A 14279-nucleotide genomic window follows, 5' to 3' on the forward strand; every position below is an offset into this window, starting at 1 on the left:
GCACCAGCGCAACGGACCGCGGGCCGACTCGATCTCGAGTCGGCCCGCGGTCCGATCGTCGTCCGAGGTGCTCAGACCGTGATCGTCTCACCGTCGGCGACCGTCACCAGGTCGATGCCGGTGAGCTGCCCGGCGAACTGCGCGAACGACCCCTTGCCGACCTCGCTGAGCATCAGGTCGTGGATCTGCACCGCCCGCGTCGGCTGCACGGCACGCACGAAGTCGACGAGCTCGCCGAGCTTCGCCCACGGGCCGGAGGTCGGCACGAGCAGCGTCTCCACCGGCACACCCGGCGCCGAGTACGCGTCTCCCGGGTGGAACACGCGGCCGTCCACCAGGAAGCCGACGTTCGTCATCGGCGGCAGGTCGGCGTGGATCACGGCGTGGTCGCCCCCGAACACGCGGACCTCGAAGCCGCCCGCCGTGACCGTGTCACCGGGGGAGACGGCGACCACCCGGCCGTCGTGCGCACCGAGCGCGTCCACGACGGAGGCCGGCGCCCAGACGCGGAGCTCGGGCTGCGCGTCGAGTGCTGCGCTGAGGACCTCGGCGTCGAAGTGGTCGGGGTGGTCGTGGGTGACGAGCACGGCATCGGCTGCGGCGACGAGGTCCGCGGACGCCGACGTGTAGGCACCCGGGTCGAGCAGGACGCTGCGGTCGCCGTCGCAGAGGACCACGGTCGCGTGGGTGTGCTTGGTGAGTTCCATGACCGGAAGTGTACAGCCGACCTGTACACTTTCGCCCATGGCCCTGCGCGACTTCACGCTCGACGACGCGAACGCGCTGCGCCGCGCGATCGGCGACAGCACCCGTGCCGTCCGCCGCACCGAGACCACACCCGAGGGCCAGGTCGAGACGCTCGGCTTCCTGGCCCGCGACGGCGCCCAGAGCATCGCCGCGCTGGCACGGCTCCGTCGCGTGCGGCACCAGTCGATGCGGGTGACGGTCGCCGACCTCGAGGCGCAGGGGCTCGTCGAGCGCTCACCCGACCCCGCCGACGCCCGCGGGGTGCTCGTCTCGCTCACCGCGGCCGGCCGGACCACGATCGACGACCTCCGGGTCCGGCGCTCGGCCCGTGTCCTGGCCGCTGCCGAGCGAGCCCTGACGCCGGAGGAGCGCGCCGTCCTCGCGCACGCGGCCGACGCGATCGTGAAGCTCACCGCGGCGCTGGAGACGGACGGCAGCTGACCGGAGACGGACAGGAGGCGCAGTGCCGGCCCGCACCGCGCCTCCCGTCCGTCCCACCAGCTGCCGGCGGCCCCCACCGTCGCTCGGGTGGACGCTGGGCGCCCGCCGCCGGTGACCCGGTACCAGCGGTGTACATTGAGCCACGTACGGACCATCCCGATGCGTGCGTTCCCGACGAGACCGTTGCCCTGACTCGGTTGCGGGTGCCCCGCCTCTCCCTGGGGGTCGACACCTGTGCACACCACCGCCGGCCTCCGCCGTGTACGCATCGAACTGGTCAGAACCGGTTCACCATGAAGTACGTCGTCTACGGACTGACATCCGTCCTCACCAGCAGTGCCGCCGCCTCCGCCGTGATGCGGTACGCGGTCGCCGTCGGACGGGCCGGCACCAGCGACCTCGTCGCGATCCCGGCCGTCGACATCGCGGGCGTGCCGATCGCCGTCGAGGTCCTCCTCGGCCCGGGGATCGCCGTCCTCGCCGAGCCCGCCGCAGACGACCTGCTCGAGCCCGAGCACCAGGAGTTCGTCGACCAACTGGCCGAGCGCACCCGGCTCCTGACGGGACGGCCGTCCGAGCGAGCCTGACACCGGCCCGGCCCGGCCCGGGTCGGGTCAGCTGCTCCGGAGGACCAACGACCCGGCGCCGAACGGCAGCGCCCCGGCCCGGTACTCGAGCACTGCACCCGCAGCACTCGCTGCGTCGACCCGGACCGAGGCCGCACCGAAGCGCCAGCTGCGGTTGATGCAGAACACGGCGAACTCGACGCTGCCCTCGTCCGGCAGCACCCACGTGCCGGCGCCCCACTGCGCGGGCTGGCCGACGCCGTCCACGCTGACGGTCGGCCGCGCACCCCAGGCGAACCACGGTTTCTGCAGGCGGAGTCCGACCCGGCGGCGGGTGGTGCCGGACGGCAGCGGAGCCTCGGTCACCACCCGAGCGTCCCGGGCTCGCCCTTGAACGGCCCGACGATGTCCGCGGTGATCCAGCCGCCGTAGAAGTCGCCCTCCTGCGCGCGGACGCGTTCGCCGGCGACCTCGCACGAGTCCATCTGCGACGGGTACACGGCCACCAGGTCGCGCAGTTCGCCGTAGCCCTGCCACGGCGTGCGGTAGGTCCAGGCACCTCGACCGACGACCTGGTCGCCGCCGTGTACGTCGAAGTACGAGGCGCTGCCCTTGAACTCGCACATGCTCGACCCGCTGGTCGGGACGAGGGCGTCGGGCGCGAAGTCCGCGATCGGCAGGTAGTACACCGGCGGGTGGCTCGTCTCCAGCACGCGCACAGCACCGGTCGTGTCGGCGATCACCTGTCCGCCGAGCCGGACGACGACCCGGGCGGGGGTCCGTTCGACCCGGGGTGGGCGCGGGTAGTCCCACACCGACTCCTGCCCGGGGCCGGGGACGTCGGGGGTGGGGTGGCCGGGGCTGCGTCGGGTCATGACACCAGTTCTACCCGTCGGGACTGACGGACTGGAGGCTCGCCACCAGCTGGCACGTCGACCCACCCTCCACAGGTGGTCGCGTCCGGACGGTTCTGCACAGCCCGTGCCAGATGCTGGCCGCGCGCGCGCATCCGCGGCACGATGGTCAGCGGCGGACGACGCCGACGGCAACCACCACGACGACGGGGGACGACATGTTCGGGATCGGTAAGAAGAACAAGCAGGACGACGCAGCCGGCACGGCGGCACCGGCACCTGCGCCGGCGGCGGCCGGGCCCGTGACCGACCTGGGCGTCGTGTCGGGACGCATCAGCCTCGAGAAGCGTCAGACGGTCAGCCTGCGCAAGACCCAGAAGACCACGGTGACGATCTCGTGGCCGAACAGCACCGACTACGACGTGTACGCCCTGGTGCGCTACCGGGACGGCCACGTCGAGACCGTGTCCCAGTTCGGGACCAAGACCGACCGTGCGTTCACCCCGCGCACCGCCGACGGCGCCGTGGTGCACCTGGGGGACCAGCGGCGCGGTGCTCGGGGCGCGACGACGATGGCGGACGAGGTCGTCGAGATCACCCTGACGCCCGAGATCGACCGCATCGTGCCGGTCGTCTACTCGGCGCAGTCGAACGGCACTGGGTCCTTCCGGCGGTACAGGGTCGGCATGACGATCGACAACGGTGCGGGCGACGTCGTCGAGATCGCGGCGCGTGACGCCGACAGCAACGACAAGGTGTACTCGTGCGTGCCCGGTGTGATCACCAACGGCGAGCAGGTGCACGTCGAGAAGGTCGAGCTGTACTCGGCGCCGAAGTCCGAGCGGCGGCCGGTGGTGAACGCGGACGGCACGGTGACGATGGACGCCGGTCCGGTGAACGCGTACAAGTAGGGGATCCGGCGGCGGCGCTGACCTGGCCCCGGCCCGTGCGGGTCAGCGCCGGAGCGTCGCCCGCGGGTACTCGCCGAACTCGTTCCGGTACGCCGCCGAGAACCGGCCGAGGTGCGCGAACCCCCAGCGTCGGGCGATCGTCTGCACCGAGGTGCCGGTGACGTCCGCCTGCAGGAGGTCCCGACGGACGCGCTCGAGTCGGGTGCGGAGCAGGTACGTCATCGGGGTCTGGTCCAGGTGTCGCTGGAACGCCTCCTGGGTGGCCCGGACGCTGAGCCCGGCGGCACCGGCGATGTCCGACACGCTCAGCGGCTCGGCGACGTGCTCGTGGACGTACTCGACGGCGGCACGCAACCGGGCCCGGCGGGGCAGCAGCACGGCAGGCGGCAGCGCCGTCACCGTCACCGGGTACATCCGGAGGAACGCGGCCGCGGTCCCGCGGGTCAGCGTGTGCCAGAGGAGGGTGTCGACCCCACCGGTCCGGAGCTCCCGCGAGAGCAACGACAGGCTGCTCCGCCACTGTGTGATCGCTGTCGGGTCGAGGGGCCGGAGGTGGTCGATGCCGAGGTCCGTGACCTGCCCGGTGTGGAACACCTCGTCCGCGACCTCGTGCACGAGCCGGCGGGACATGTGCACGAGCCGCTGGTCGTGGTCCTCGTACTCGAAGACGAACTCCCGGCACGTCGGGAAGAGCATCGGCACGTCGAGCTGGAGCGGCACCCGGTCCTGTGTGACATCAGGCACGCCCTCTCCGGACGTGATCCACTGCACGACGTAGTCGGGGAGCGGGGGAGCGGGGGAGCGGGGGATGGCCCCCCGGATGTGGCCGCCGATCTGGGACCGGCGGAGCGTGACGTCGTGGTCACCGACCGCGCTGTAGCGGTAGGCGAACGCGTGGTCGGTGGTGCGGGCCTGCCACTCGCGGCCGTCGTAGAGACGTCCGATGTCCGCGACGACCGCGTCGCTCGAGGTCCCGGAGGCCTCGATCCGGACCGGTCCGACCGCATCGGCCGACCTCGCGGTGGTCTGGGCGCGTCGGGCGGTGACGTCGAGCGTGCTGGTCATGATCGTCTCCCTGTCGACCGTCGACGTGACGGTCGGGTCGCAGCTGTCCCTGTCAGCGCTCCTCCGGCGTTCGAGGAACTGCACGCCGAGCGAAGCTCGCTGACGGGGACGGTACGCAGATGTCCGTCAGACGTTCAGGGGTCGACGTTCTCGTCACGGAAGTGTGGGGCGAGTCACCAGACGTTGCTCGGTTCAGGCAGCGACCACCAGCCCCGCCGCGCGGTCCGCAGCGGCGTCGCCGCGGAGCATCCGGTCGGCAGTCCGCAGGGACAGCGCCATGATCGTCAGCGCCGGGTTCGCGATGACGGCGCTCGGGAAGACCGAGTTGTCACAGACCCACAGGTTCGGGACGTCCCACGATCGTCCGGCCGCATCGACGACCGAACTGTCGGCGTCCGCGCCCATCCGTGCGGTGCCGATGGTGTGCGCGGTCCGTTCGAGGACCCGGACGTCCTTCCCCCCGGCCGCCTCGATGATCGCGGTCATCGTCCGCACCGCGTGGCGACCGATCGCGTCCTCGTTCTCGCCCGGGGTGAAGGTGATCGTGGCCTTCCGGATGCCGTGCTCGTCGACCTCTTCCCCGAGCACGAGCCGGTTGTCCTCGTACGGCAGGCACTCGGCGTTGATGCCGACCCCGGCCATCTGCGGGTAGTCGCGCATCGCCTTCACCAGGGCGGCACCGCGCAGCCCGCCGCCACGGACCAGCGAGGTGGCGAAGGTCAGCGGCTGCACGCCGAGGCTCTGGATGAGGTACCCGCCGGCGAAGTCGGCGTCGGACGGACGGACGAAGTCCTCGGTGATGATCGACGACGGGTACCCGCGGTAGGAGCGCATCGACTCGTCGAACCGCGCCCAGACCTGGGTGGCGCCGTGCGCGGTGAAGTTGCGGCCGACCTGGTCGCTGCTGTTGGCCAGACCGGTGTGCAGGAGCAGGCGCGGGGTCTCCACGCCACCGGCGGCGAGCACGAGGGCCCGGGTGCGCTGCCGGTGGTCACGGCCGTCCTGGCGGTAGACGACCGCCTCGACCTCGCCACGGGCGTCGAGCTCGATGCCGTGGACGAACGCCTCGGGACGGATCTCGGCGCCGAAGGCGACCGCGGCCGGCAGGTACGTGGTGTCCATCGACACCTTCGCGCCGTTCCGGCAACCCTGGTGGCACGAGCCGCACGACACGCAGGCGTGCCGGAGACCGTGGTGCTCCTGGTGCCGGTCCTCGGTGGTGAGGGCGACCGGGGCGTCGGTGGCGGTGATGCCGACCGCCGCAGCGCCGCGCATCATCATGTCGGACGACGCGTTCCGGCCCGGCGGGCGCATCGAGTACCGGCGGGACGGGTCCCACGGGTAGTGCTCGGGGCCGGCGACTCCCACGTCGTGCTCGACCTGCTCGATGTACCGGATGAGCTCGGCGTGGTCGATCGGCCAGTCGTGTCCCTTGCCCGACTCGGTCGCCAGGTGCAGGTCGTGGGCACTCGGACGGGGCGTGAACGCTCCCCAGTGCAGCGTCGAGCCGCCGACTCCGGTGCCGCTGTTGTTCGGACCGAAGGCGGTCGGGGCGCCGCCGCCGCTGATCCGCTCCTCCATCCAGTTGATGTCCGCCGGTGCCTCGACCTCGTCGGGTAGGTGGTCGCCCGGTTCGGTGTTGCGGCCGGCTTCGAGGGCGACGACCCGGAGGCCCGCTCGCGCCAGACTGGCGAGCAGCGGTGCGCCGCCCGCTCCGGTGCCGACGACGACCGCGTCCACGATCTCGTCCTCGCCGTAGCGACGCTGGTGTTCGAGCCTCATGGTGTTGCTCCGTCCGGTTCCCATGCTTCGCGTTGGTCGGCTCCCAGCAGCTGGAAGCCCTGTTTGCGCACGCCGTCCCCGCCGTTGGCGAAGCCGTCGTAGTCGATCGCGGCCATCGTGGCCGGGTGTGCGAGCCACTGTTTGACGAGGTCGACGCCGGCGTCCTCGAACCAGGCGCGGAGCTGCCCGGCGTCGAGGATGCTGTCGGCGGGCTCGTGCGTGCCGTCGTCGACCGCGTCGAGGACGTCGGCCAGGTGCTCGTCGGAGACCGCGGCCTCCGGAGCGAGTGCGTCGAGCGCTGCCCGGTAGGCGTCGGGGTCGGTGGGCAGGCCGTCGACCCGCCAGCCGTCGCCGAGCCCGTCGGCGAGCTGCGCGTCGACACGGAGCGCCAGGTCGATCTGGCGCTCGGCCGGCTGCGGGACGACGACGCGGGCCACGGCCCGGAGGGTGTCGAGCTGCGCCACGGAGAGCGCGCGGGGCTCGGCGGCCGGGTCGTCCGGCAGCGCGCGGGCCGCCAGGACCCCGCGGTTCTTGGCGCTCACCCGGGGCGAGGCGATGACCCGCGCCGACGCGGTGGGGACGACGGGGCCGTGGTCGACCCGTCGTTCCCAGAAGGAGCGGATGCGGTCGGCGACGGCGTCGGGCTGCTCCCATGGCAGCAGGTGCGCGGCACCCGGGACGACGTCGAACTCGCCCCGCGGCCAGTGCGGCAGGTTCAGCCCCCGCTGTGCGTCCGGGCCCAGGTCGCCGTCCTCGGCGCCGGCGAGCACGAGTGCCGGCACCGGGCTCGGGGCGATGGTGTCGGACCAGTCCTCGCGGCTGCCGCGGGTCAGCCACGCGGTCCAGGCGCCCGGATCGGCGCGCTGCACGTCGTGGACCGCCATCGCGTACGGCTCGGGAGCCAGTCGGTCGGCGGTGTTCGCGTCGACGAACTCGGCGGCTTCGTCGGGTCCGATCTCGTGGTCGGCGGCCCACGCCAGCATGGACGCGCGGCGCTCCTCGTCCATCGGTTCGGGGGAGAGCGGCGAAGCGGCCAACAGCACGACGGCCCGCAGCCCGAACAGTCCGTTCGCACCGCTCATGGTGCGCCCGGCGACGACGGAGGCGACCTTGCCGCCCATCGAGTGGCCGACGAGGGCCCACTCGGTGGCGCCGCTCGTGCCGATGGCCCGCTCGACGAGCACGGCCATCTCCTCGACGGTCGTGCCGGTCGCGGCGGAGCTGGAGCCGAAGCCGGGGAGGTCGATGCCGACCAGGTCGAGCGTGCCGCTGAGTCGGGCGCGCAGGGCGGCGAACTCCTCGGAGCTGGACCCGAGGGCGTGGAGGCAGAACGCGGTCGCCGTCATGCCTCGTTCCTACCGGTCGAGCCGTCCTGCCCCTCAGCCCGCTGTACCCCTCGTGCGCGCGAGGGGCGTCTGCGAGGCGTCCCAAACTGGAGGCCCGCCGCACCTCGATCGGCACCGGTACGCCGATCTCGGGGCCAGTCCGGTTCACGCGGTCCGCGCACGACCGGAGCCGCTATCGGCACCGGGAACGGTTCGGGGTACAAGTCCAGCCCCGGAAACGACGCGTTCCTGGAATCCGGCTGGAAGTCGTGACGCGGCCGTGACGATCGTCCTCTCCAGCCCGTCTCATCCGTGAACAGCACCCGCTGGGAACGCCCGGCGGGTCACTCGGAAGGAGACACCATGGCCGACACCACGACCACCCCGAACACCCTCGCCACCAGCAAGTCCGGGGCGAACACCGGCACCCACGCCGCCACCGGCAAGACCGTCATCGACGACACCGTCGTCTCGAAGGTCGCCGGCATCGCCGCCCGCGAGGTCAACGGCGTGCACTCGCTCGGCAACGGCGCAGCCCGTGCCATCGGCGCGATCCGCGACGCCATCGGCCAGCGCGACCACGGCCAGGGCGTCAAGGTCGAGGTCGGCGAGAAGCAGGTCGCCGCCGACATCACCATCGTCGCCGAGTACCCGGTGAAGCTGCAGCAGGTCGCCGAGGGCGTCCGCTCGTCGGTCTCCCGCGCCCTCGAGCAGATCGTCGGCATGGAGGTCGCCGAGGTCAACGTCACCGTCCAGGACGTCTTCATCCCGGGCGACGACGACGAGGACGACGACAAGAAGGAGTCGCGAGTCGCATGAGCACCACACTGAGCGGCGCCCTGATCGGCGCCATCCTGGCAGTCGTCGCACTGCAGTTCGGCTTCTGGGGCTTCGTCCTGGTCGTCGTGTTCGCCGCGATCGGAGCACTCGTCGCGGCCCTCGTCACCGGTCGCATCGACCGGAACGCCCTGACCGACGTGCTGACCGGGCGCCGGAGCTCCCGGTGACCGGCGGCCCGGGCACCGTTCCGGGCCGTGTCGAGATCACCACCCGTGCCCTGACCTCGTGCGCGCGCGCCGTCGCCGCTGAGCGGCTCGGAGCGCCCGCGAAGCGGGTTCGGGTGGAGCTCGGCGACGCCCGCGGGGCGTTGGCCCTGGAGATCACCGGCCCGGTCGCCGCCGGCACCGACCTGGTCCAGGCGGCGACCACCGCAGCGGCCGAGGTCCGCAGCCGCGTCAGCGCCCTCACGGGACGTCGTGTCGGATCGGCACGCATCGAGTTGACCGGGATCGTGCGCGAGCGCGACACCCGGGTCCGGTAGGAGGAGAACACCATGAGCAGCAGTTCCGTCGAACGCCGGCTGCGTCGCCGCAGCGTGCACCGTTCCCGGTCCACGGCAGTGTCCGTGGCGTTGGTGGTGCTCGTGCTGGTCGCGGCGTGGATCGGCACCGAGTCGGTCCTCCGTGCGGTCGGTGCGGCGCCACTGCTGGCCGACCCGCAGACCGCGGTGGACGCCGCACTCAAGCCGGACGCCACCTTCGTCACCCTGGTCGAGGTCATCGCGGCGGCGCTCGTCATCGCCGGTGTGGTCCTCGTCGTCCTGGCCCTCAAGCCCGGTCGGCAGCACCGCTCCGTGGTGCCGCACGACCGCGGTGCCGTGGTGATCGACTCGTCGATCATCGCCTCGACCGCCCGGAACGCCGCCGGCCTGGCCGCCGGTGTCCCGGACGCGCACACCACCGCGAGTGCCCGTGGCGCCCGCACCGAGGTGCACGTCGTCCCGATGTCCGGCGTCCCGGTGGACTCGGCAGCCGTCGAGCACGCCGTCGCCGAACGTCTCGGCCGTCTGGACGACCGGTTCGGCCGCCACGTCACCGTCCGTGTCAGCGAGAAGGGCACCCTGTCATGACCTCGAGCAACCGCACCCTGAACCGGATCATCCTGTTCGTGCTCGGCCTCGTCGCCGTCGTGGTCGGCCTCGCCATGGGCGCCGGTGTCCTGCCGGCCGTCCGTGACGCGCTCAAGCCGTACCTGACGTTCCCCGACCGCGTCGAGGTCCCCGCGACCTCGCTGTGGATCGTCGCGGCGGTCTGCCTCGTCGTGGTCGTCCTCGCACTCGTCTGGGTCTTCACGCGTGGCCGTGGCGGTACCGCCGTCGCCGTCCGTGAAGCCCAGGGCGACGACGAGGTCACCGTGAACGTGGCCCTCGTCCGTGACGTCATCGACCACGAACTGGCCGGCGTGCACGACGTCGTCTCGTCGAAGGTCGACATGTACACGGTGCGCAAGCACCGTGCGGCACGGCTCCGTGTCGCGGTCCGCCGCGGCGGGGACGCCGTCACGGTCCTCGACGCCGTGGACTCGGCGATCGCCACCCTCGACCGGACCCTCGGTCGCGAGGTGCCGGTCCTGGTCCACCTCACCGGCGGCACCCGCTCGGCCCTCTCGAAGGCCAAGCGCGTCGCCTGACGGACGTGCCACGGGCCTCCCGGCCGGCGGCACCGCCCAGTACCACCAGCACGACCCACACCACACGACCGCGGTCGAACCCTCGTCCGCACGACCGGAAGGAGCCCGTCATGGGACTCGACGACAAGATCAAGAACGCTGCACAGGACATCGCCGGCAAGGCCAAGGAGGCCTTCGGCAACGCGACCAACGACGACTCCAAGGTCGCCGAGGGCAAGAAGGACCAGGCCGCCGCGAGCGCGAAGCAGACCGGCGAGGACGTCAAGGACGTCTTCCGCAAGTAGCGACCAGCAGACACGACGGGGCACGCGCGCGTTCGAGCGCGGTGCCCCGTCGTGCGCTCACGGCACGCTCGACCGAGGAGGAAACCATGCAGCACGACACCCAGACCGACACGCAGGTGCAGCACGACACGCACGCGCACACGCAGCTCACCCCCGTTGACCTGCCGGCGTCCCTGACCGACCCGCTCCCCGAGGACGCCGCGGCCGTCACCGTCGCCGCCCGCACCGCAGCGGTCACCGCCCTCGGTGTCGACGGGGTCCACCACCTCGGCGGGCTCGCCGAACGGGCGGCCGACCAGGTCCGCAGCCGACTCGGACGCAGCGGCAGCGCCCTCGGCGTCCGCGTCGACGACACCGACGGCACGCTCGACGTCGCGGTCGCCGTCGTCGTCAGCTACCCGCACCCCGTGATGGAGGTCGCCGCCGAGGTCCGCTCGCAGGTCGGAGCCGCCCTCCACCAGCTCGCCGAGCTGCCCGACCACGTCGAGGTCGACGTCCGGGTCCTCGACGTGCACGGCCCGTTCGACGACGAGCCCTCGAAGCTCGACGAGGCCGTCGACTCCGTCCGAGGCGCTGCCGCGACCGCGGCGGACACCGTCTCCGACGCGGCGGAGTCCGCAGCGGACGGCGCGCGATCGGCGGCGGACACGGCGGGGTCCGTCGCGTCGGACGCCCTGGCCGCGGCGTCGGCGACCGCTTCGGACGCCGCCGCCTCGGCACGTGACGCGGCCGGGCACGCCCGCGACGCGATCTCGGACGCGGCCGACGCTGCCGGTGCGGCGACCTCTGACGCGGTGGCGTCGGCGCGGAAGACCGCGTCGGACGTCGCAGACCGTGCGGGTGATGCGGCCGACGCTGCACAGGAGGCGGCGACCGCTGCAGCCGAGCAGGTCGGCGACGACGTCGCGGACGGCGTGGCGGAGGCGCGACACGGGGCCGACGCGGAGGACGCGGCCGGCGAGGCCGCTCCGTCGGACGCCGCTGAGCCGGCTGTCCACGCCTCCACCGTCTCCGGCTCGGAGGCCGCGGCCGACGCACTCGAGGACGCGGCGGACGACGTGCGCCGCGCCGCCGAGGCCGTCCGCGGCAGCACGGCCGACGACACCGCCACGGCCGACGACACCGCCACGGACCGACCGTGAGCGCCTGGGCCGAGCGGCGGATCCGCCGCCAGGTGGCCGCCTCCCGGCCCAGGTCGCGCAGCGTCTGGGTCGCGAGCGGCATCGGACTGGTCGCCGTCCTGTTGCTGGCGTTCGGCGCGTTCCTGCCGCTCGTCGGCTTCCTCGCCGGCATCACGGGGACGACGGCGGGACTCGTCCCGTTCCCGTTCCTCCGCGTGACGCTCGTGACCCTCGTCGGCGCGGTCGTCGTCCTGGCGCTCCTGCTCCTCGCGGTGACGCGGCGACACGGAGCGACCGCGTGGACCGCCGTCGTGCTCGCACTCCTCGTCACCGTCGGCGTCACGGTCTTCCCGCTCGTCGCCGTCGCGATCGGGTCGGCAGACCGGGCGGGTGACGTCTGGCCCGTCATCTCCGGCCTGTGGACGCGGTTCGTCGGCTGACCTCCCTCGGGATTGTCCGCATAGCGCAACATCGACTGTGTAGTGTGCCTAACTACTTTTCGGCGGGCACAGTGGAGCGGTACATGCAGCACCTCGGAAGGACCGGTCAGATGCACTCGACGCCCGCGAACAACGCATTCGTGGACGGGGACACCCCGACCGAAGCCATCGACATGACCGCTCTGTTCGCAGAGCAGTCGCGTGACGGTCTGCTCGACAGCATCTGATCGGCACAGCCGGTCAGTTCCTGACCGGTACTGCCCATCCGGGAGCGTCGAACTCGACCGCTCCGCCGCCCCTCGGGGTGGCACACCTGCTCCACAACGGCACCTCGCGGTGCCCGTCCTGAAAGGCACTCCCATGAGCTTCCTCGGCTTCATCCTCCTCGGCCTCATCGCCGGCGCCATCGCCAAGCTGATCCTCCCCGGTCGCCAGGGTGGCGGCTGGATCGCCACGCTCGTCCTCGGTGTCATCGGCGCCCTCATCGGCGGCTGGCTCGGCGGCCTCATCTTCAACGTCGGCTACGACGGCTTCTTCAGCATCCAGTCGTGGATCATCGCGATCGTCGGCGCGATCATCGTCCTCCTCATCTGGGGTGCGATCACCGGTCGTCGCGGCGCCCGCGCCTGACCGAACCCCACCGGCGTCCGACGCCGGGAACACGGAAGAGCCCCGCACCGACTGGTGCGGGGCTCTTCCGTGTTCCCGGGTCTCTCGTCCGGCCTCGCGATCCCGGCCCGGGCCGCGAGACTGCGGCGACCCGGGCGGGATGATCAGTCGCGGTGGGGTGCTGGCGGGTCGGTGCGGAGGGTCTTCGCGGCCGGCTCGTCCGAGTGCGACGACGCCGCGTCCATGAACCGTCCGCCGCCGACCTCTGCCGTCCGGCGCTGCAGTTCGGCGACCAGTTCCTCGTCCTCGGGTTCGAGTTCGTCGTCCGGCGCGGTCTCGACCATGATCTGCGATGCGGGCCCGAGCAGGATCTCGGACTTGACCCCGGTCCCGTCCTCGTCGGCGGTCGGGACCTCGACGATGTCGGTCGTGCCGTTCTCACCGAGCGCCGCCGCGTAGGCCAAGGTGGCCTCTGCGATCGCGTCGCCGGTCATGATCCGGTTCTCGCCGTAGACGATGTACTTCATCAGATGCTCTCCATGCATCCAGCCAACCGGACGGACCGTGGGCCCGCCTCAGCCGGTCGGTCGATCCGGGGTACGGATTGTCGGTGGTCTGCGTGAGACTCGGAGTGCATGGACTCCGTCGAACAACCCCTCCAGCACGTCGACCGTCACGGCACCGCCGTCGACGAAGCGGTCGCGTTCTACGAGCACGTCTACGGCAGCCAGGACATCCACATCGGGGACGCCGCGACCGAGGGGTTCTCGTGGCGGTACCGGGCGGTCGGCGACGGCGACGTCACGGTCGGGACCTCGTCCGTGGCCGCACGGCGTTGGGGCACGATCGACCCCGCTGACGACTACGTGCTGGCCTGGGCCTCCGCGCCGGGCATCCGCCTCGACACCGGGTCGTCCGCGCCCGTCGACATGCTGCCCGGGGTCCCGGTGATGTACCCGGCGGGGCGGGACTTCACGTTCAGCGCTGCTCCCACCGTGCAGCACCTGATCCGCTTCGACCGGTCGTTCCTCGAGTCCGTCGCCGCGGCTCGCCAGGGCGACCTGCCGGCGCCGCTGCAGTTCGCCCGGCAACCGGACCCCGATGCGCTCAGGCAGCTCCGTGCCGTCATCGCCACGGCGGCCGGGGCGCTGCTCGACCCGGCGACCGACCGCGACCGGCGCTCCGTCCTCAACACGACCGTGGCCGAAGCGGTCGCCGCCACGTTCGACGCCCGCCCTGTGCCGCCGTCCGGACTGCTCAGCGACGGGCCGGCGACCATGCGGCTCGCGCAGGAGTGGATGGTGGCGAACGCCCGTCGGCCGATCACGATCACGGACGTCAGCGTCGCTGCGGGGGTCGCCGTGCGGTCGTTGCAGGCGTCCTTCCGGCGGCACACCGGGTCGTCGCCGATGCACTTCCTCCGGCAGGTCCGCCTGCACCGGGTGCGCGCCGAACTGAGTGCGGCCGACCCGGACACCACCACGGTGGCGCAGATCGCGGTCGGCTGGGGTGTCGGTCACCTCGGGCGATTCTCCGGTACCTACGCGGCGACCTTCGGGGAGCCGCCGTCGGCGACGCTCCGCCGGCGACGGAGCGCGTGACGGCCCTTCCGTCGGGATCGCCGTCGGTCCGTCACGCGATCGAGCGACCCGTCCGGTGTGTCCG

Annotated in this window: 20 protein-coding genes; 13 read left to right on the forward strand and 7 right to left on the reverse strand. The window is 72.3% G+C overall.

Translation table 11 applies throughout. From position 1 onward, the window contains the following. Positions 1–71 precede the first annotated feature (71 nt). Positions 72–707: an MBL fold metallo-hydrolase gene (locus tag DEI97_RS03790; protein ID WP_111075788.1), complete on the reverse strand. Its 636-nt coding sequence runs from the start codon at positions 705–707 to the stop codon at positions 72–74. Positions 708–744: 37 nt separating this feature from the next. Here DEI97_RS03790 and DEI97_RS03795 point away from each other — a divergent pair, with 37 nt between their 5' ends. Continuing rightward, complete coding sequence (locus DEI97_RS03795) at positions 745–1188, forward strand: MarR family winged helix-turn-helix transcriptional regulator (protein ID WP_111075789.1); 444 nt, start codon at positions 745–747, stop codon at positions 1186–1188. Between the two features lie 293 nt (positions 1189–1481). Continuing rightward, a complete protein-coding gene (locus DEI97_RS03800) occupies positions 1482–1775 on the forward strand; it encodes a hypothetical protein (protein ID WP_111075790.1) in 294 nt (97 codons plus the stop codon). A gap of 27 nt (positions 1776–1802) precedes the next feature. Here DEI97_RS03800 and DEI97_RS03805 read toward each other — a convergent pair whose 3' ends face one another. Both DEI97_RS03805 and DEI97_RS03810 read right to left on the reverse strand, forming a co-directional pair. Continuing rightward, positions 1803–2120, reverse strand: a complete 318-nt coding sequence (locus DEI97_RS03805) for a hypothetical protein (RefSeq protein WP_146248215.1) — start codon at positions 2118–2120, stop codon at positions 1803–1805. Beyond that, positions 2117–2629: a DUF427 domain-containing protein gene (locus DEI97_RS03810; protein ID WP_111075792.1), complete on the reverse strand. Its 513-nt coding sequence runs from the start codon at positions 2627–2629 to the stop codon at positions 2117–2119. Before DEI97_RS03810 ends, DEI97_RS03805 begins: the two co-directional genes overlap by 4 nt. A gap of 197 nt (positions 2630–2826) precedes the next feature. Here DEI97_RS03810 and DEI97_RS03815 point away from each other — a divergent pair, with 197 nt between their 5' ends. Continuing rightward, positions 2827–3519 (forward strand): TerD family protein, encoded by a 693-nt coding sequence (locus DEI97_RS03815; protein WP_111075793.1) that lies wholly within the window; start codon positions 2827–2829, stop codon positions 3517–3519. 42 nt (positions 3520–3561) lie between these two features. Here the strand turns inward: DEI97_RS03815 and DEI97_RS03820 are convergent, their stop codons facing one another. From DEI97_RS03820 to DEI97_RS03830, 3 genes are all read right to left on the reverse strand, one after another. After that, positions 3562–4584, reverse strand: a complete 1023-nt coding sequence (locus DEI97_RS03820) for a helix-turn-helix transcriptional regulator (protein WP_284158324.1) — start codon at positions 4582–4584, stop codon at positions 3562–3564. 192 nt (positions 4585–4776) lie between these two features. Then, on the reverse strand, positions 4777–6366 hold the full coding sequence (locus DEI97_RS03825) for a GMC family oxidoreductase (RefSeq protein ID WP_111075796.1): 1590 nt from the start codon (positions 6364–6366) through the stop codon (positions 4777–4779). Further along, positions 6363–7712 (reverse strand): alpha/beta fold hydrolase, encoded by a 1350-nt coding sequence (locus DEI97_RS03830; RefSeq protein ID WP_111075797.1) that lies wholly within the window; start codon positions 7710–7712, stop codon positions 6363–6365. The genes DEI97_RS03825 and DEI97_RS03830 overlap by 4 nt, the downstream gene beginning before the upstream one ends. 342 nt (positions 7713–8054) lie before the next feature. Here DEI97_RS03830 and DEI97_RS03835 point away from each other — a divergent pair, with 342 nt between their 5' ends. The 9 genes from DEI97_RS03835 (at position 8055) to DEI97_RS03875 (ending at position 12635) form a co-directional block, all read left to right on the forward strand. Continuing rightward, the gene (locus DEI97_RS03835; RefSeq protein ID WP_111075798.1) at positions 8055–8510 is read left to right on the forward strand and encodes an Asp23/Gls24 family envelope stress response protein; all 456 of its coding nucleotides are present in this window, start codon (positions 8055–8057) and stop codon (positions 8508–8510) included. After that, positions 8507–8698: a DUF2273 domain-containing protein gene (locus DEI97_RS03840; protein ID WP_111075799.1), complete on the forward strand. Its 192-nt coding sequence runs from the start codon at positions 8507–8509 to the stop codon at positions 8696–8698. The genes DEI97_RS03835 and DEI97_RS03840 overlap by 4 nt, the downstream gene beginning before the upstream one ends. Beyond that, positions 8695–9012 carry a hypothetical protein gene (locus tag DEI97_RS03845; protein WP_111075800.1) on the forward strand — a complete coding sequence of 106 codons (318 nt, stop codon included), beginning with the start codon at positions 8695–8697 and terminating at the stop codon, positions 9010–9012. The genes DEI97_RS03840 and DEI97_RS03845 overlap by 4 nt, the downstream gene beginning before the upstream one ends. Positions 9013–9024: 12 nt before the next feature. Beyond that, positions 9025–9600, forward strand: coding sequence for an Asp23/Gls24 family envelope stress response protein (locus DEI97_RS03850; protein WP_111075801.1), 576 nt, complete (start codon positions 9025–9027; stop codon positions 9598–9600). Beyond that, positions 9597–10160, forward strand: a complete 564-nt coding sequence (locus DEI97_RS03855; protein ID WP_111075802.1) for a hypothetical protein — start codon at positions 9597–9599, stop codon at positions 10158–10160. Before DEI97_RS03850 ends, DEI97_RS03855 begins: the two co-directional genes overlap by 4 nt. Before the next feature lie 110 nt (positions 10161–10270). Next, positions 10271–10444 (forward strand): CsbD family protein, encoded by a 174-nt coding sequence (locus tag DEI97_RS03860; RefSeq protein WP_111075803.1) that lies wholly within the window; start codon positions 10271–10273, stop codon positions 10442–10444. A gap of 86 nt (positions 10445–10530) precedes the next feature. Continuing rightward, positions 10531–11586 carry an Asp23/Gls24 family envelope stress response protein gene (locus DEI97_RS03865; protein ID WP_146248216.1) on the forward strand — a complete coding sequence of 352 codons (1056 nt, stop codon included), beginning with the start codon at positions 10531–10533 and terminating at the stop codon, positions 11584–11586. After that, positions 11583–12005 (forward strand): MFS transporter permease, encoded by a 423-nt coding sequence (locus DEI97_RS03870; protein WP_253467488.1) that lies wholly within the window; start codon positions 11583–11585, stop codon positions 12003–12005. The genes DEI97_RS03865 and DEI97_RS03870 overlap by 4 nt, the downstream gene beginning before the upstream one ends. A 360-nt stretch (positions 12006–12365) precedes the next feature. Further along, positions 12366–12635, forward strand: coding sequence for a GlsB/YeaQ/YmgE family stress response membrane protein (locus DEI97_RS03875; protein WP_111075805.1), 270 nt, complete (start codon positions 12366–12368; stop codon positions 12633–12635). A gap of 143 nt (positions 12636–12778) precedes the next feature. Here the strand turns inward: DEI97_RS03875 and DEI97_RS03880 are convergent, their stop codons facing one another. After that, entirely contained in the window at positions 12779–13141 is a 363-nt protein-coding gene (locus tag DEI97_RS03880) for a hypothetical protein (protein ID WP_111075806.1), read from the reverse strand. Between the two features lie 108 nt (positions 13142–13249). On the opposite strand from DEI97_RS03880, the gene DEI97_RS03885 reads away from it, so the two are divergent. After that, positions 13250–14215 carry an AraC family transcriptional regulator gene (locus DEI97_RS03885; RefSeq protein ID WP_111075807.1) on the forward strand — a complete coding sequence of 322 codons (966 nt, stop codon included), beginning with the start codon at positions 13250–13252 and terminating at the stop codon, positions 14213–14215. Positions 14216–14279: the final 64 nt, after the last annotated feature.

Source organism: Curtobacterium sp. MCLR17_032 (genome assembly GCF_003234795.2).
GTDB lineage: Bacteria > Actinomycetota > Actinomycetes > Actinomycetales > Microbacteriaceae > Curtobacterium.